The sequence below is a fragment of the Massilia eurypsychrophila genome (assembly GCF_002760655.1).
In the GTDB taxonomy this organism is placed as follows: domain Bacteria; phylum Pseudomonadota; class Gammaproteobacteria; order Burkholderiales; family Burkholderiaceae_D; genus JAFCUW01.
The window spans coordinates 300440-317636 of the sequence record NZ_PDOC01000004.1 but is presented as its reverse complement, the minus strand read 5'-3'; the positions used below and the strand labels follow the sequence as shown (position 1 = coordinate 317636).

At 64.2% G+C, this 17197-nt stretch carries 18 protein-coding genes; 11 read left to right on the top strand and 7 right to left on the bottom strand.

The genetic code is table 11. The annotated features are described in order from the left end of the window. From CR105_RS09430 to CR105_RS09415, 4 genes are read left to right on the top strand one after another with little or no spacing between them, the layout of a single operon-like run. Positions 1-1152 carry a COX15/CtaA family protein gene (locus CR105_RS09430; RefSeq protein WP_099788173.1) on the top strand — a complete coding sequence of 384 codons (1152 nt, stop codon included), beginning with the start codon at positions 1-3 and terminating at the stop codon, positions 1150-1152. Between the two features lie 5 nt (positions 1153-1157). Further along, entirely contained in the window at positions 1158-2060 is a 903-nt protein-coding gene (cyoE, locus tag CR105_RS09425) for a heme o synthase (RefSeq protein WP_099788172.1), read from the top strand. 2 nt (positions 2061-2062) lie between these two features. After that, positions 2063-2659 (top strand): SCO family protein, encoded by a 597-nt coding sequence (locus CR105_RS09420; protein WP_099788171.1) that lies wholly within the window; start codon positions 2063-2065, stop codon positions 2657-2659. Positions 2660-2662: 3 nt separating this feature from the next. Then, positions 2663-3748 (top strand): AI-2E family transporter, encoded by a 1086-nt coding sequence (locus CR105_RS09415; RefSeq protein WP_099788170.1) that lies wholly within the window; start codon positions 2663-2665, stop codon positions 3746-3748. 18 nt (positions 3749-3766) lie between these two features. Here CR105_RS09415 and CR105_RS09410 read toward each other — a convergent pair whose 3' ends face one another. Next, on the bottom strand, positions 3767-4729 hold the full coding sequence (locus CR105_RS09410; RefSeq protein ID WP_099788169.1) for a PilZ domain-containing protein: 963 nt from the start codon (positions 4727-4729) through the stop codon (positions 3767-3769). Between the two features lie 382 nt (positions 4730-5111). Continuing rightward, complete coding sequence (locus CR105_RS09405) at positions 5112-5927, bottom strand: class I SAM-dependent methyltransferase (protein WP_099788168.1); 816 nt, start codon at positions 5925-5927, stop codon at positions 5112-5114. Positions 5928-6253: 326 nt separating this feature from the next. Here CR105_RS09405 and CR105_RS09400 point away from each other — a divergent pair, with 326 nt between their 5' ends. After that, the gene (locus CR105_RS09400) at positions 6254-6499 is read left to right on the top strand and encodes a hypothetical protein (RefSeq protein WP_099788167.1); all 246 of its coding nucleotides are present in this window, start codon (positions 6254-6256) and stop codon (positions 6497-6499) included. Positions 6500-6506: 7 nt separating this feature from the next. On the opposite strand, the gene CR105_RS09395 is transcribed toward CR105_RS09400, so the two are convergent. Both CR105_RS09395 and nhaR read right to left on the bottom strand, forming a co-directional pair. Then, positions 6507-7847 (bottom strand): hemolysin family protein, encoded by a 1341-nt coding sequence (locus tag CR105_RS09395; protein ID WP_099788166.1) that lies wholly within the window; start codon positions 7845-7847, stop codon positions 6507-6509. A gap of 154 nt (positions 7848-8001) precedes the next feature. Continuing rightward, complete coding sequence (gene nhaR, locus CR105_RS09390; protein WP_099788165.1) at positions 8002-8910, bottom strand: transcriptional activator NhaR; 909 nt, start codon at positions 8908-8910, stop codon at positions 8002-8004. 105 nt (positions 8911-9015) lie between these two features. Here nhaR and CR105_RS09385 point away from each other — a divergent pair, with 105 nt between their 5' ends. The 4 genes from CR105_RS09385 to CR105_RS09370 all read left to right on the top strand — a co-directional run bounded on the left by CR105_RS09385 (position 9016) and on the right by CR105_RS09370 (position 12106). Beyond that, positions 9016-10050 carry a DUF475 domain-containing protein gene (locus CR105_RS09385; protein ID WP_099788164.1) on the top strand — a complete coding sequence of 345 codons (1035 nt, stop codon included), beginning with the start codon at positions 9016-9018 and terminating at the stop codon, positions 10048-10050. Between the two features lie 116 nt (positions 10051-10166). Then, positions 10167-10742, top strand: a complete 576-nt coding sequence (locus CR105_RS09380) for a TerD family protein (RefSeq protein ID WP_099788163.1) — start codon at positions 10167-10169, stop codon at positions 10740-10742. 68 nt (positions 10743-10810) lie between these two features. Further along, a complete protein-coding gene (locus tag CR105_RS09375; protein ID WP_099788162.1) occupies positions 10811-11506 on the top strand; it encodes a TIGR00266 family protein in 696 nt (231 codons plus the stop codon). A gap of 18 nt (positions 11507-11524) precedes the next feature. Then, positions 11525-12106, top strand: coding sequence for a TerD family protein (locus CR105_RS09370; RefSeq protein ID WP_099788161.1), 582 nt, complete (start codon positions 11525-11527; stop codon positions 12104-12106). Positions 12107-12176: 70 nt separating this feature from the next. On the opposite strand, the gene ggt is transcribed toward CR105_RS09370, so the two are convergent. After that, positions 12177-13940 (bottom strand): gamma-glutamyltransferase, encoded by a 1764-nt coding sequence (gene ggt, locus CR105_RS09365; RefSeq protein WP_099788160.1) that lies wholly within the window; start codon positions 13938-13940, stop codon positions 12177-12179. 147 nt (positions 13941-14087) lie between these two features. Between ggt and CR105_RS09360 the strand changes: the two genes are divergently transcribed. Beyond that, positions 14088-14966, top strand: coding sequence for an ABC transporter ATP-binding protein (locus CR105_RS09360; protein WP_099788159.1), 879 nt, complete (start codon positions 14088-14090; stop codon positions 14964-14966). Next, positions 14963-15694 carry a hypothetical protein gene (locus CR105_RS09355; RefSeq protein ID WP_099788158.1) on the top strand — a complete coding sequence of 244 codons (732 nt, stop codon included), beginning with the start codon at positions 14963-14965 and terminating at the stop codon, positions 15692-15694. Before CR105_RS09360 ends, CR105_RS09355 begins: the two co-directional genes overlap by 4 nt. A gap of 31 nt (positions 15695-15725) precedes the next feature. Here the strand turns inward: CR105_RS09355 and CR105_RS09350 are convergent, their stop codons facing one another. Beyond that, entirely contained in the window at positions 15726-16136 is a 411-nt protein-coding gene (locus CR105_RS09350; RefSeq protein WP_099788157.1) for a hypothetical protein, read from the bottom strand. Between the two features lie 97 nt (positions 16137-16233). Then, positions 16234-17133: an RNA polymerase sigma factor RpoH gene (gene rpoH, locus CR105_RS09345; protein ID WP_099788156.1), complete on the bottom strand. Its 900-nt coding sequence runs from the start codon at positions 17131-17133 to the stop codon at positions 16234-16236. Positions 17134-17197 lie beyond the last annotated feature (64 nt).

Sequence of the window (17197 nt, the reverse complement as noted above, 5' to 3'; positions counted from 1 at the left end):
ATGCAGACGGCAACACTGCTGCAACTGGGCGCGATCGGCCTCTTGGCGGCCAGCCTGCCGCTGGCGATGGTGTGGATGTCGGCCGACGCCAACAAATACCGCAAGCTGGTGTGGGTGGCGGTGTTCCTCACGTTCGACCTGATCGTGTTCGGCGGTTTTACCCGGCTGACCGATTCGGGCCTCGGCTGCCCCGACTGGCCCGGCTGCTACGGCCTGGCCAATCCCTTCCTCGCGCATGAACAGATCAGCGCCGCCGAGCAGCTGATGCCGCACGGCCCAGTGACGGTGGTCAAGGCGTGGATCGAGATGATCCACCGCTACCTGGCGATGGGCATTGGCGTGTTGATCATGGCGCTGATGGCCACCGCCTGGGTGCAATGGCGCCGTACCCGCAGCCAGACGTTCGCGCCGGCCATTCCCACCGCGCTGTTCCTGTTCGTCTGCGTGCAGGGCGCGTTCGGCGCCTGGACCGTGACGATGAAGCTGCAGCCGGTGATCGTCACCATCCACCTGCTGCTGGGCATGGGCCTGCTGGCGCTGCTGGCATGGCTGGGCGGGCGCGCAGACTACCTCGTCAAGCCGCAGGCGCCGGGCGGCAGTCCGGCCGCGCTGCGCCGCGTGCGCACGCTGGCCATCGCCAGCGCCGCGCTGCTGCTGGTGCAGATCGCGCTGGGCGGCTGGGTCAGCACCAATTACGCCACCCTGGCGTGCAGCGATTTTCCATTGTGCAACGGCAAGCTGGTGCCGGAGATGGACTTCGAGCACGGCTTCACCCTGTGGCGCGAGCTGGGCAAGACCGCTGCCGGCCACTACCTGCCGTTTTCCGCGCTGACGGCGATCCACTGGGTGCACCGCAACTTCGCGCTGGTCGTCGTCGTCGTGCTCGGCTTGACCGCATGGCGCGCTTGGCCGCATGCGGCGCTGCGCCCGACCGCGCGCTACGTCGCCATCGTGCTGGCGCTGCAGACTGCCAGCGGCCTGGCCACCATCTACTTCAGCTTCCCGCTGGCCATTGCGGTGCTGCATAATGCGGGCGCCGCACTGCTGGTGCTGCTGGTGACCATGTTAAACTACAAGTCAAAGTACCAACTCGACATTGCCCTGCGCGCACCGGCGCGCGCGCCGGTGCCAGCCGAGATCCATTCCCGATAGCCTCCATGACAAGCCAAACCGCCACACAAAAACCGCACAAGCGGTCCAACCGCATCGCCCAGTACTGGGCGCTGACCAAGCCGCGCGTGACGCAGTTGGCGGTGTTCTGCGCCGTGATCGGCATGTTCCTCGCCACCGACGAGCTGCCGCCGTGGCGCGTCGTCATCGCCGCCACCATCGGCATCTGGCTGTTGGCCGGCGCCGCGTTCGCCGTCAACTGCCTGGTCGAAGCCGAGATCGACGCGCGCATGGCGCGCACCGCGCGCCGCGCCAGCGCCACCGGCGAACTGACCAAGCGGCAAACCATCATCTTCTCGGCGCTGATCGGCGGCGCCGGCATGGCGGTGCTGTACCTGCTGGTCAATCCGCTGACGATGTGGCTGACCTTCGTCACCTTCGTCGGCTACGCGGTGATCTACACGATGATCCTCAAGCCTGCCACGCCGCAGAACATCGTCATCGGCGGCCTGTCGGGCGCGATGCCGCCGGCACTGGGCTGGGCCGCGATTGCCAACGACGTGCCGATGCAAGCCTGGCTGCTGGTGCTGATCATTTTCGTCTGGACCCCGCCGCACTTCTGGGCGCTGGCGATGTACCGCCGCGACGACTACGCCAAGTCCGGCCTGCCGATGCTGCCGATCACCCACGGCATGAACTTCACCGGCTTTCACGTCTGGCTGTATTCGATCGCGCTGGCGGCGGTCACGATGCTGCCGTTCGCCGTGCACATGAGCGGGCTGATCTACCTGGTCTCGGCCGTCGCGCTGAACGCCGTGTTCCTGTGGCACGCCTGGCGCGTCTACCGCCACTACACCGACCAGATCGCGCGCAAGGCCTTCACCTGGTCGATCATCTACCTGTCGCTGCTGTTCGCCGCGCTGGTGGTCGACCATTACCTGAAATTCTAAAGATGAAAAAACTGCCAGCCGTTATTGCCTTGACGTTTGCCGCCGCGCTCGCGCTGTCCGGCTGCGACAAGCTCACCAGCAAGCCGCCGAGCTTCCAGAACACCGACGTCACCGGCTTGCCATACGCCCACGACTTCGCCCTGTTTGACCACAACGGCAAGGCGCGCACGCTGGCCGACTTCAAGGGCAAGGTGGTGGTCGTGTTCTTCGGCTTTACCCAGTGCCCTGACGTGTGCCCGACGACGATGGCCGAGATGGCCACCGTCATGAAGGAGCTGGGTCCGCAGGCCGACCAGGTGCAGGTGCTGTTCGTCACCGTCGACCCGGAGCGCGACACCCAGCAACTGCTGGCGCAGTACGTGCCGGCGTTCGACCAGCGCTTCCTCGGCATGTACGGCGACGCCGCCGCCACCGCAACAATGGCCAAGGACTTCAAGGTGTTCTACGCCAAGGTGCCGGGCAAGACGCCGGGCAGCTATTCGATGGACCACACCGCCGGCAGCTACGTGTTCGACAAGAACGGCAAGGTGCGCCTGTTCCTGCGCCACGGCCAGGGCGCCGGCCCGATCGTGGCCGACCTCAAGCAACTGCTGGACTGATCGATGGAGACGGCGCGCTTCGGCAAGAACTACACCAAACTGGCGACCGTTCTGCTGCTCGCGCTGGGCTGCGTGTATGTGCTGCGCCCGTTCCTGACGGCGCTGCTGTTCGCCGCCGCGGTGGTGATTTCTTCGTGGCCGCTGTACATGCGGCTGGTCACGCGCATGCGCGGGCGCCGCACCCTGGCCGCGCTGACGATGACCTTGAGTCTGACCTTGCTCGTCATCATCCCGATCGCGCTGGTCGCCTATAACCTTGCCGACGACATTGGCCGCACGTTCGAGCAGGTCAAGCTGATGATCGAGCTGGGCAACGTGCATCCGCCGACCTGGCTGCGCGAGCTGCCGCTGGTCGGCGTCTGGCTCGACCAGTACGTCAACACCCTGATGGCCAGCCGCGAGCAGATGACCGAACTGGCCAAGCGCATGCTCGAGCCGGCGCGGCGCATTTTGATGAGCGGTGGACTGGTGCTGGGCGGCGGCGTCGTGCAGATGAGCATGGCTGCCTTCGTCAGCTTCTTCATGTACCGCGACGGCCTGGCGCTGATGCGCACGCTCGAAGTGGGCGCCGGCCGCATCTTCGGCGACCGCGCCGCCACCGTCTGGGTCACCGTCAGCAACACCGTGCGCGGCGTCATGTACGGCCTGCTCGGCACCGCGCTGGCGCAGGCGCTGGTGGCCGCGCTCGGCTTTGCGATCGCCGGCGTGCCGGGCGTGCCGCTGCTGGCGGTGCTCACGTTCGTGCTGTCGCTGGTGCCGGTCGGCCCGCCCTTGATCTGGGGTGGCGCCGCGATCTGGCTGTTCGCCCAGGGCAGCGTCGGCTGGGGCGCGTTCATGCTGGTGTGGGGCGTGGTGCTGATCTCCGGCGTCGACAACGTCGTCAAGCCCATCCTGATCAGCCGCGGCAGCAGCCAGCCGTTCCTGCTGACGTTCCTGGGCGTCCTGGGCGGCGTGTTCGCGTTCGGCTTCGTCGGCCTGTTCATCGGCCCGACCCTGCTGGCGGTGGCGTATTCGCTGCTGCGCGACTGGACCGCCGCAGGCGACCCGGGCATCGTCGACGCGCAGGTCGATGCGATGCGCGAAGCCTAGCGCGGGCGACCAACGCCGTTAACGTTCCGCCAAGTTTTCGTAGACGAACGATTTCAAGGTCAGCAGAACCGATTCATCGACTTCTTCATCGAACTCGATGCCATAGCGCATCTGCTGAGACAGCTTTCCCTTAATGCTGCGGATTACGCACGGGATGCTCACCACGCGGTTTTTCTCAGCGATCTTGAGGCGGAATGCCACCTTCAGGCGCGTGCCGGGTTGACCCAGCACGAAGCCGGTGGCCACCGCGCAGCCGCAACCGGACAAATTGGTGATCAGCGCCGGCACGGTGTAATCGTCCGCCATGGTGATCGACGCCGGAATCTTGGCGTCCACGCGCAGCGCCTGGCGGAACGACTTCGTCACCGCTTCCTGCGGGTAGCGCAGAAAAAGGTGGCCGCTCGGCAGGCCCGAATAACGCATGACGGTGGTCTTGAACATGCACAGGCTGCGGCCAAAGATGACCTGCACTGTCATCGGGAGACCTTCGAAATTCTGCCACGTCTGGCCGGCACCGAGCCCAAGTGTCGGGGCCGACACGATAACCGACTGCAGTGGCACGCGGCCGTAGAATTCAACCCGTTCGTTGCGCGGCTCGAAATCGACCGGCAATTTAAACGTCAGCACCACGCCTTCGGCATTGTGTTTTAGATACTTTAGCGGATCGGGGGTGTGAGCTGGCGACTCTTTGTCTCGTTCGCCGCCGTCCTCGACGACCATTCTGCGGTCCCCGCGGTCGGTAGCTTGCGCGGCGCGCATCGGCAATGCCATCATGAGCCGCTTCTGTACCAGGGCATCGGTGACCATGAATCCCGCGGGCGCGAGCAATTCTCCAGAGCGCAGATATACTGACCACGGTAACACGCTGCCGACAGGGATATCGCTCTCGGACAGATAGATAAATTGCGGCTTTGGCATCGACATTACGTAAAGAAAATCATAGAAGTTTCCGGGTGAGAATCCTGGCGGCGTGAGGATCATTGTTCTACGGTACAGGGCAATATCAACCACTTCGCATAGAATTGTTGAATTCTAACTGGAAATGCCTTGGATATGCATTCATTCACATCCGGAAATTTCTTCCGGCTCCTTGCTGTCGTAGCATTACAGTGAAATTGTCTATGCACTAACTATTTATTTGTCGCGAGGAAATCGCCGCCTTGCATTTCGCCGACGTGGCAGAAATGGGGGCAGCGTGGACGAGGATAGTTGACGGGTTTGGTTCAGCCGGCGCATGAGACGTGCAAGCGGGGCCGTCTGTTGGTTGATGTGTGAGCGGGCCGCCGGCAGCGCGTCATTCACCCGACGCCTTCACATCAGGACGGCACCACTTCTCGAGCGGCGGCAAGATGAGTTGCCGGGGTCAATTGTGCAGCGCCAGCACTTCCAGGTATTCCGACTCGACGAAGGTGCTGCCGTCGGTTGCCTTGTTATTTGCCGTCCACAGCTGCGTCAGTTCCTTTGTCAGCGCCGCCAGGCGGCGCTCGTCGAGCGAATCGCTGGCCATCACGGTCGGGCCGTAGAAAACGATGAAAAATTCCACCACCTCGGCCGGCGAAAACGGATAGCGCATCGGGTACAGGCGCCGCGTCTTGGTCAGCTTGGACGTGCGCTGGCCGAGCCGCTCGCGCACGCATGCTTCGTCGCCCCATTTCAGCGGCGACGGCATCAAGGGCGGCGGTGGTACATACTTGCCGATAATCTTGAACATCTGGCCGACATGGCCCTCCGGGGTCCAGTTCGCCATCGCGATGCGCCCGCCGTGGCGGCACACCCGCAGCATTTCGGCCGCCACCCGGTCCGGCCGCGGCGCGAACATGGCGCCGAACAGGCTCACCACCAGGTCGAACGAATCGTCGGCAAAGGGCAACTCCTCGGCGTCGGCTTCTTCGAAGCGCACCGTCACGCCTCCGACGGCGGCTTGCGCGCGGGCCGCTGCGATCTGGTTGGTGGCGATGTCGATGCCGGTTACTTCGGCGCCGGCCCTGGCGGCGGGAATGGCGATCTGGCCGGCCCCGCAGCCGAGGTCGAGCATGCGGGTGCCGGGCGCCACTTTCAGATGATCGAGGAACTCGAGGGCGCCTGGCAGCAGGAATGTGGCGAAGTGGGCGTAGTCGCCCGCCATCCAGGTGTCTTTCAGGCGTGACTTGAGCGCTACCATTTCCGGGGTGATCGGCATCGATGGTTCTCCGCGTACGCGGGCCGCACGCCGGGATGGCGAGGCAGTCCTGCTCAACAGTATTACAGCTAATGGCAAAAATGCAAGCAACCTCGGTCGCGCGCTGCGGTCGCCACTGATGACCCCTCATCCTCGCGCGGCGCGGATCCCTTCTGAACCGTTTTGTCACCCATGCTGATTCAGCATGGGTCCTCGCTGTCGCGAAGGTGACGGTCTGAAGCGGCGAGGTGGCGAAAATGTCACAGGTCCCAGACTCTGCGCTAGATCAAACGTGCCGGTGCCGGCAGGCATATTCTTTTCAGACGAACTCAACGTTGGAGACTGCCGTGGACATGCAACATTTTGAGATTATGGTCAATGCAATGCTGTCCTGGGCGGACGAATCGAAGGCGCCGCGCAAGGCGCCGCTGCGCTCGGCCGCCGTGATGATGCGCGGCGAGCGCGACGAGCTCGAGGACGACGACTTCGAGCCCGACGAAGCGCTCAATGTGACAGCGGACGAGCAGGCCGTCATCGAACCGGTGCTCGTCGCCGAGCCGCTCGAAGAGGAAGCCGAGTCCGAACTGGACTAGCCGCCGGTCAGTCGAGGTCGTCGGTATCGACCTCGCGCTGCAGCTGCGGGATCACCTTCACCAGCACGATGCGCGGCCCGTTCATCTTCTTGACGACGATGTCGAAGCGCGGAAACTCGATGCGCTGGCCCTGCTTGGGAATATCGCCCAGCTTGACCATCAGCAGGCCGCCGACCGACTCGACGTCGTCCAGGCCCAGTTCCTCGTTGTCGATGTCGATGCCGAGGATGCGCTCGAGCGAGAAGATCGGCAGGCTGGCCTTGCCGACCAGCGTGCCGTCGCTCTGGCGCAGCCAGTCGTTCTCGTTGAGCCGGAATTCATCGCGGATCTCGCCGACCATCGCGCCGAGCAGGTTGTCGAGCGTGATGAAGCCGACCGGGCGCTTGCCCTTTTCACCGATCAGCGCGAAGTGCGGGGCGCCGTCGCGAAAGCGCCGGAACATGTCCTGCGCCGGCGTGCGCGCCGACATCGTCTCCACCGGGCGCAGGTACTGGGTCAGGTCGCTGATCGCGCGGCCCGCCTGCTGCGCAAAGAACAGGTCCTTCAGGTGGATCACGCCGAGCACGTCCTCGCCATTGGCGTCGAAGTATGGATAGCGGCTAAAGCGGTTGCGGCGCACCGTCTCGAGGTTTTCTTCCAGCGACTTGCTCGCGTGCAGGGCGATCACCTCATTAATCGGGCGCATCAGGTCCGACACCTGCAGGTGGCTGAAGTCGAGTGACTGCGCCAGGATGTGGCGCTCGTCGCGCGTGAATTTTTCGCCCGGCTGGCTGGTGCGCAGGATCAGCTTGAGTTCTTCGGTCGAATAGTGGGCGTCGTGGCCGCCCTTGCCATGCAAGCCCGCCATGCGCAGCACCATGTTGGCGCTGCCGTTGAGCACATAGATGGCCGGGTACATCGCCCAGTAAAAGGCGTACAGTGGCACCGAGCTCCACAGGCCGACCACTTCCGGGTTGCGGATCGCCAGCGACTTTGGCGCCAGCTCGCCCACCACGATGTGCAGGAATGAAATCACGCTGAAGGCGAACACGATCGACACGCCATGGATGACGGCGGGCGAGGTGACGCCGGCCATCAGGAACAGCGGCTCGAGCAGGCTGGCAAAGGCCGGCTCGCCGACCCAGCCGAGGCCCAGCGAGGCCAGCGTGATGCCGAGCTGGCAGGCCGACAGATAGGCGTCGAGCTGGTTGTGCACCTTGGCCAGGATGCGCCCGCGCATGCCCTGGGTGCGGGCGATGGCGCGGATGCGGGTCTTGCGCAGGCTGACGATACTAAATTCAGCGGCGACGAAAAAACCGTTGAGTACGACGAGAAACAGGGCCAGCACGAGTAACAGGAAGTTATACATAAAGTGGTAGTTACGGACAAAAAGAACCCCCGGGGTCAGTGCCGGCAATCGGACACGACCTCGGTGCTATAGCCCCTTGAGGGATCAGTCCGTGTCCGTTTGTCGGCACTGACCCCGGGGTTGCGACCATGAAAATACAAGTGCATTGTACCAATCACGCCGGGTTCGACCCATCTTGCTGGCCCGATGCGAGGATCGCCTCGACGCCGGGATGCTTGATCTTGCGTTCGTTGGAGATCGCGTACACCTGCTCGCGCACCTGCGGCACGTGGCCGATCAGCACGGCGCCGAACTGCGCCTTGACCTCCGAGGCGAGGGCGGCGGTGGCGAAAAACAGCCCCAGCCCGCGCCGGCCAAACGTGTTCAGCAACGCGTTGTCCTCGAACTCGCCGACCACGTCCGGGCGCAGCCCTTGCTGCTCGAACCATTCGTCGATCTTGCCCCGCAGGTCATTATTGCGTGTTGGCAGCAAAAACGGCGCGCCGTTCAAGTTCGCCGGGAAGTGCGCCTTGTAGCGCGCAGCCAGCGCCGGCGACCCCACCACCATCGTGCCGCTCTCGAGCAGCTGGTGGCTGAACACGCGCAAGGTGGTGCCGGAGCGCACCGGGCGGTCCGTCAGCACCAGGTCGAGCTTGTGCAGCGCCAGGTCGCCCAGCAGTTGCTCGAACTTGTTCTCGAAACAGACCAGCCGCACGGGACGCGCCAAGGTCGTGGTGGCCTCCAGCAGCCGGAACGCGGTAAGCTTGGGGAGCGAGTCGGAAATGCCGACCGTCAGCCGGGTCTTGTCGCTGTCGGCGTCGCCCAGCGCTTCCTGCATCTGCTCGCCGAGCATGAAGATCTGGTCGGCGTAGGCCAGCGCCAGTTCGCCCGATTCGTTCAGCACCAGGCGCCGGCCCTGCTGGGAGAACAGCGATTTGCCGATCGACTGCTCCAGCAGCGCCAGCTGGGCGCTGATGGTCTGCACGGCCAGCCCTAGCCGCTCGGACGCGCGGGTGATGCCGCCTTCCTTGGCGACGACCCAGAAATAGTAGAGATGGCGAAAGTTCATGCCGGTGTTCTTCATAGTTCTGTTTTTCCGAAGTGTTTATTCGATTATCTTCCCATTTTCAATCGGCTGCAGCGGAACTATAATGTTGGCTATCAAATTACATAATTGAGGGGAATACCAATGAAGCATTTCAGGATTTCATTTATCGTCACGTTCCTGTGCCTGGCGGGTGCCGGATGGTGGGGATACTCTAACAGCGGCTGGTCCGGTGCGCTCACCGCGCTCGCCATCGCCACTATTCTGGGCATCATGGAAGTGTCGCTGTCGTTCGATAACGCGGTGGTCAACGCGTCGGTCCTGAAGACATGGGATGAATTCTGGCAAAAGCTGTTCCTCGGCGTCGGTATCATCATCGCCGTGTTCGGTATGCGCCTGCTGTTCCCGCTGGTGATCGTCGCTCAGGCGGCCGACCTTGGCATGATGGAAGTGTGGAACCTGGCGCTGTCAGACCCGAAGGCGTACTCGGCCCACCTGACGGCCCACCACGCTGAAGTGGCGGCGTTCGGCGGCATGTTCCTGCTGCTGGTATTCCTCAACTTTCTGCTCGACGACGAGAAGGAAATGCATTGGCTCGGTCACATTGAAGAGAAGATCGGTTCGCTCGGCAAGGTGTCCTCGATCGCCGTGATGATTTCGCTCGGCACCCTGATGGCCAGCCTGGGCATGGTCGCTGAAGCGCAGAAGATGGTCGTCCTGATCGCCGGCCTGTGGGGCATCCTGATCTACGTCGGTGTCGACGTCATCTCCAGCATGCTGGAAAAGGAAGAAGCCGGCGAAGTAGTCAAGCGCGGCGGTATCGGCGCCTTCCTGTACCTCGAAGTGCTCGACGCCTCGTTCAGCTTCGACGGTGTGATCGGCGCCTTTGCGATTACCTCCGACGTCGTCATCATCATGCTGGGCCTGGCCATCGGCGCGATGTTCGTCCGTTCGATGACGGTGTACCTGGTCAAGAAAGGCACGCTCGACGAGTATGTGTATCTGGAACACGGCGCGCACTATGCAATCGGTATCCTGGCAGTGATCATGCTGGCAAGTATGAAGTACCACGTGCCTGAGCTGTTCACCGGCCTCATCGGCGTCGCTTTCATCCTCGCCTCGGTGTGGTCGTCGCTGCGGTACAAGAAGCAGCAAAAGCTGATGGAAGCGTCGGCCTGAGCATTGCGCAAGGAACGCGCGGCAAACGGACGAACACCGGTTTGCTGCGTGTGTCACACTAAACGGTGTTCAACAAGTTCTCATTGTTTTTAACTCATTTACCAGGAGATACACAAATGGCTATCAGTCTGCAAAAAGGCGGCAACGTCAACCTGAGCAAAGAAGCTCCCGGTCTCACCAAATTGATCGTAGGCCTGGGCTGGGATACCCGCGCAACCGACGGCGCCGCATTCGACCTGGACGGTGCTGTGTTTCTGATCAACAGCACGGGCAAGGTGCGCTCCGACGCCGACTTCGTCTTCTACAACAACCTGAAATCGGTCGATGGCGCGGTCGTGCACTCCGGCGACAACACCACCGGCGCAGGCGAAGGCGACGACGAGACCATTACCGTCGACCTGTCGCAGGTCGCCGCCGACGTCGACAAGATTTCGGTCTGCGTCACGATCCACGACGCTGAAACGCGCAAGCAGAACTTCGGCATGGTATCGAAGGCTTACGTACGCTGCGTCAACGCCGGCGACAGCAAGGAAATCGCCCGCTACGACCTGTCGGAAGACGGTTCGACCGAAGCGGCGATGATCTTCGGCGAAGTCTACCGCGCCGGCGCCGACTGGAAGTTCAAGGCAATCGGCCAGGGCTTCAAGGGCGGCCTCGGCCCCCTGGCCAAGAACTTCGGCGTCAACGTTTAAATCGTCGCCAGGCTTGCGGCCGGCGCCAGCGGTGCCGGCTGCAGTCTCACTCCACAGAAAGGCTCGGTATGCCAGAGTTTACAGTGACAGGAGACGTCGATCCGTTCCTCCACGTCTCGCTCACCAAGGGTGAAACCATCTACTGCGAGTCAGACGCGATGGTGATGATGGAGTCGACGCTCGACCTGAAGGGCAAGATGAAGGGCGGCCTGGGCAGCGCGTTGATGCGCACCTTCGCCAACGGCGAATCGTTCTTCCAGCAGCACATCGAAGCGGTGCGCGGCGACGGCGATTGCCTGCTGTCGCCGACCTTGCCAGGTGCAATGCAGATTGTCGATGTCGGCCCCAGCAACTACATCATCAGCGACGGCGCCTTTGTCGCCGCCAGTGCCAAGGTCGACCTGAAGGTGCGCACGCAAAGCGTCGGCAATGCGCTGTTTGCGCAGAGCGGCGGCTTCTTCGTCACTGAAACGTCCGGCAGCGGCCAGGTGGTGGTGTCCGGTTTCGGTTCGATGTCGGCACTCGACGTCGAGCCGGGCAAGGACGCCATCATCGACAATTCGCACGTGGTGTGCTGGGACAGCACGCTGCGCTACGAAATCTCGATCACGACCGGCACCAGCGGCGGCTTCCTCGGCAACCTGGTCAACAGCCAGACCAGCGGCGAGGGCGTCGTGCTGCGCTTTTCCGGGCGTGGAAAAGTCTATGTCTGTTCGCGCAACCGGGCGGCATTTCGCGCCTGGACCCAGCAGGGCGCGCGTTAAAAAAACCAGGAGTCTCACATGTCAGTCAATTTGCAAAAAGGCCAGAAAATCTCTCTGGACAAGGAAGCCGGCGGCGCGCTCACGCGCATCATCATGGGCCTCGGCTGGGACGCGATCAAGTCGAAGGGCCTGTTCGGCTTTGGCAGCAAGAGCGAGAGCGTCGACCTTGACGCGTCGTGCGTCATGTTCGACGAATCGAACAAGCCGGTCGACTATGTCTGGTTTCGCCAGCTCAAGAGCAAAGACGGCAGCATCGTCCACACCGGCGACAACCGCACCGGCGCCGGTGACGGCGACGACGAGCAGATCGAAGTGGACCTGTCGCGCGTGCCGGCGTCGGTCAAGTCGCTGATCTTCACCGTCAACAGCTTCACCGGCCAGAACTTCTCGCAGGTCGAGAATGCCTACTGCCGCATTTTGAACGCCGCCAACCAGAAGGAAGTAGCGCGCTACGACCTGTCGGTGCAGGGCGCGCACACGGCGCAGATCATGGCCAAGCTGTATCGCCATGGCGGCGAGTGGAAAATGCACGCGATCGGCGAAAACGGCAGTGGCCGCACCTTCGACGACCTGATGCCGCAGATCACGCCGCACCTGTAATACGCACGCACGCAGCAACCGAAACAGGCCCGCTAACCCGGGCCTGTTTTTTTTCGCCGGCGTACCGACGCTAGTGGCCGCGCCGCTGCACCAGCGCCGTGCCCACGCCGTGCCGCTTGCCTTCGCTCACCGCCGTCACGGTGCCGTCGGCATTGAACACCAGCGCGTTGGCGGCGCCGATTGGCTCCGGTGCGCCGGCCCACTGGTGGCCGAACCGCTGCAGCGCGGTCGCCTGCGCGCTGCCGGCAAAACCGGGTTCGACGTCGGTCGCGCCGGCATTGCGCTGCGACAGGCGCGGCGCGTTGACCGCCTGGTCCATCGGCATGCCGAGGTCGACGTGGTTGACGATCGTTTGCAGCACCGTGGTGATGATGGTCGAGCCGCCCGGGCTGCCGATCGAAAACGCCGGCTTGCCGTTCTTCAGCGCGATGGTCGGCGCCATGCTGCTGCGCGGCCGCTTGCCCGCTTCCGGCACGTTCGGATGGGGGCCGCTGAAGTCGAAGTCGGTCATCTCGTTGTTCAGGATGAAACCGTAGCCTGGCACCGTGATGCCGCTGCCGCCCCACGACTCGATGGTGAAGGTGTACGACACCACGTTGCCGGCGCGGTCCGAAACCGTCAGGTGGGTGGTGTGCGCGCTCTCGCGCAGCGCGGCGCGCGCCGGTTGCGGGCGCAGCGGCACGCTCGGGTCGTTCTGGAACAGGTACGGGTCGCCCGGTGCCGCCGCTGCCGCCATCGCCTGGCGCGACCGGATCTGCGTGCGCCGGCTGGCGGCGTATTCCTTGCTGAGCAAGCCGGCCAGCGGCACGTCCAGGTATTCCGGGTCGCCCAGGTAGGCGTTGCGGTCGGCGAACGACAGCCGGCTGGCCTCCAGGTACAGGTGCTCCACGTCGGCGCGCGCCATCGCCTTCAGCTCGTAGCCTTCGAGGATGTTGAGCGCTGCCGCGACCGTGCTGCCGCCGCTGCTTGGTGGCGGCATGCCGTAGATGTCGAAGCCGCGGTAGGTCGTGTGCAGCGGCTGGCGGATGCGCGACTCGTAGTTGGCCAGGTCGGCCATCGTCATGCGCCCGCCCCGCACGGCGGCGCCGGCGGCGGTCGGCGGGCGCGTCACCGCGTCGACCATCGCGCGCGCCATCGGACCGTCGTAGAACGCCTTGTAGCCCCTGGCGGCCAGCTCGCGGTAGGCTTTTGCCATGCCGGGGTTGCGCAGGGTAGTGCCGGCCGGCAGCGCCTTGCCGTCCTTCAGGTACAGCGCGCTGATGGCCGGGAACAGCGTGAATTTATCGACATTCATCGCCACCAGGTGATTGAAGTTTTCGCTGACGCGGAAGCCCTTGTCGGCCACGTCGATGGCGGGCGCGAGCACCTGGCGAAACGACATCGTGCCGTAGCGCTCCAGCGCGTCGTGCCAGCCGCGCACCGTGCCCGGCACGCCGACCGCGGCGCCGCTGGCGACGGCCAGGTCGAAGTCGATTTCCTTGCCGTTTTGCAGAAATACCGCGGGAGTGAAGGCGGCCGGCGCGCTTTCGCGGTGGTCGATGGTGATGACGCGCTTGCCGTCAGCCAGGTAGATCATCATGAAGCCGCCGCCGCCGATGCCGCAGCTAAACGGATCGGTCACGCCGAGTGTTGCTGCCGCGGCCACCGCCGCATCGACGGCGTTGCCGCCCTTGTTGAGGATCGCCATCGCCGCCTTCGACGCCTGCTCGCTGACGGTGGCCACCGCGCCGCCGGTGCCGATGGCAACCGGCGGGCCGGCGCGGCTTGGCGGCGCCGCGAGCACGATCGCCAGGGTAAAAAAGCAGGCAGTGGGCGAGCACGGCTGGAAGATCATGGGCAGCTCCGGCATAATTGAAACGTTTGCACGATGGTATCAAACTGGCGACCGACCCCGGCTGTTTTGCTTGACATGTCAGGCTGATAAGATTACTGTGACGCGCCGCCGCGGCATGGAGTTCACGAGAATACTGAAAGAAGCGTCATGACCGTACCGATCATCCAGATAGCGTCGATCTCGAAACAGTTCACCAGCAAGCCGGTCCTCGACCAGCTCGACTGGGAGATCCTGCCTGGCCAGGTGATCGGGCTGCTGGGACGCAAGGGCGCCGGCAAGTCCACTTTGCTCGCTTGCATGCTGGGGCTGCAGGAAACCGACGGCGGCGCCGTCAGCGTGTTCGGCGAGCCGGCCGCCAACCTGTCGCCGCAGGCGCGGGCGAAAGTGGCCTACGTGCCGCACACCTGCGACCTGTTCGAATGGCTGTCGCCGCTGCAGATGCTCGATTACTTCAAGACGCTGTATCCGCACTGGAACAGCGCCAAGGTCGAGGGCCTGCTGGCGCGCTGGGGCTTCGACAAGATCATGCGCAAGCGTCCGATCAGCCAGCTCTCGGCCGTCGAGAAGCAGCGCCTGTCGATCGTGCGTGCGCTGGCGCATGACCCGCAGTTGCTGGTGCTCGACGAACCGATGTCGGCCCTCGAGCCGGCCGCGCGGCGCGACTTCCTGCGCGAGCTGTTCGACGGCTTCATCGAGCGCGGCACCACGATCGTGTTCTCGACCCATGTACTGTCGGACCTGGAGCGGGTGGCGTCGGAAGTGGCCTTCCTAAAGACCGGCAAGATTGCCCTGCAAGGCGGGCTGGACGAATTGCTGCAAAGCGCGCGCCGCGTCACCGGGCCGGGCCGTCTGCTGGACCGCTTCGCCGTCAGCGGCGAGCTGCGCCGCTCCAAGGATCTCGACGGCATCACCCAGATCGTTACCAGCGCGGCCAGCGGCGAGTTGCTGGCGCTGGCCGAACGCGAGCCGGCCATCCGCATCGAGCACCTGACCCTGGCCGACCTGTTCGTCGAGGTGACGCAATGAGCGCGCCGGTACGCCTGCACAGCGAGATCCGCATCAACGGCCAGCGCCGCCAGCCGCCGTTCACGCGCGTGCTCGGTCCCGCCGCCTTCAGCGGCGCGCGCAGCTGGCTGGCGGTGCTCGTGGTGGTGTGCGTGGCGATCCGCGTGCTGATCGAAGTGCAGGGCACCGGCACCGCCCATGCACGGCTGACCATGACGCGCGCCCTGGTGCTGAGCGCAGTGCTGTTCGGCCTGGCGATGATGACCTTTAACGAAGCGGCGCGCTGCTACGGCCGTACCGCCGAGCAGCGCCTGGTGCGCCTGTCGCCGGCGGCGCCGATGGCGCGCGAGCTCAACCGCGCGCTGGCGAGGTACCTGCTCGCCCGGTTTAGCGCGATGTGGGCGTTGGCTAGCGTGGTCACGCTGGCGATGCTGTGGGTGCTGGGCGCCACCGGCGGTGAAATGCTGCGCGCGCTGGCCGTGTGCGGCGCCGCGCTGGTGCTCGCCGGCGCGCTGCTGCGCGACTATGCGCGCGGCGTTGTCGCTGACCGACTGCAGCCGTTGCTGCTCGCCGCCGGTGCCGGCGCCGCATTGTTCCTGGTGCCGGCGGCGGTGCGCGGCCAGTTCGACGGCCAGGTCTGGGCCTGGTGCGCGCTGGCCGGCACGATCGGCATCGCGCTGTTCGTCTGGCGCCGCTGGCGCTGCATGGTGCAGGCAGCGCCGGCATTCCCGGCAGGAAGCAAGCGCTAGCGCCACAATCTTTTCGATTGTCACCGCTTTGCTATTGCGGATTCTGCCCGATGGTCACTTCGAGCACGACGGCATGTTCAGCCAGCGGCCGCTCCTTCACGCCGGCGAACGAAATGCCGAAGCGCACCGCCGGCAGCGTCTTGGACACGTACTGCTCGCCCTCGTAATCGAGCGCGAATTTCTCCGCGCCGGCCTTGCTGGTCAGCGTGAAGTTGTAGCTGACCTTGCCGGCCCAGATGCACATTGCGCCTTTCGGGCAGCGGCTGTCGGCGAAGCTGTCGTAGCGCACCGCCACGCCGGGCGCCAGCGTCACCGCCTGGCGTTCGACCAGCGGAAAGCTGCCGCCACGCAGCGGCTGGTCGAGCGCGGTGCCGGCGCAGCCAGCCAGGCTGTACAGCACTGACGCGCACAGCAAACGGGCCCACAGGGCGATTCGTTTCATGGTGTGTTCCGCATGGACAATGCCAGCATGGTAACGCACTCCCGATGAAAAAAGGCGCCCTGTAACAGGCGCCCTTTTTGTGCCGGCATGCAGCCGGTCAGATGAACGCGCTCAGCGCGCCTTTCATCTTCTTCAGCGCGGCCGACTCGATCTGGCGGATGCGTTCGGCCGATACGCCGAACTCTTCGGCCAGCGTATGCAGCGTGGCGCCAGAGCCGTCGTCGTTGGCCAGCCAGCGTGCTTCGACGATCCGGCGCGAACGCGGATCGAGCTTGCCGAGCGCGGTCTCCAGGCCTTCCGATTGCAGGCGCGTGACCTGCTGCGCTTCCAGCACCTTGGTCGGCTCCGACAGGTCCGACGACAGGTAGGCGATCGGCGAGAACTTGTCGTCCTCGTCATCGGTCGGCGATTCGAGCGCGATGTCGCGGCCCGACAGGCGCGTTTCCATCTCGATCACTTCTTCGCGCTTGACGTCGAGCAGCTTGGCCAGCGCGTCGATCTGGGTCGGGGTCATCGCGTCCAGGCCAACCTTGTTGCTGCGCAGGTTGAAGAACAGCTTGCGCTGCGCCTTGGTCGTGGCGACCTTGACCAGGCGCCAGTTCTTCAGGATGTACTCGTGCATCTCGGCCTTGATCCAGTGCATCGCGTACGACACCAGCCGTACGCCCTGGTTCGGGTCGAAGCGCTTGACCGCCTTCATCAGGCCGATGTTGCCTTCTTGGATCAGATCGGCGTGCGGCAGCCCATAGCCCAGGTAGCCGCGGGCGATCGACACCACCAGGCGCAGGTGCGACAGCACCAGCTCTTGCGCGGCGCCGAGGTCGTTCTGTTCCTGCAAGCGCTTGGCCAACGAAATCTCTTCCTCGTGGGTCAGCATCGGCAGGCGGTTCACCGCCGAGATGTAGGCGTCGATATTGCCAAGGTTACCCGTGAAGCCCAGGCCCAAAGCGCGATTGGCGGTTGGTACCAATGCGGATTGTGCGGTCATCGTCGTCATGTAGTTGCCTCGTTGTGATAGTGCCGGATCGTCAGCCTGGAGGAAAAATTCCCCGGCGCGCTCG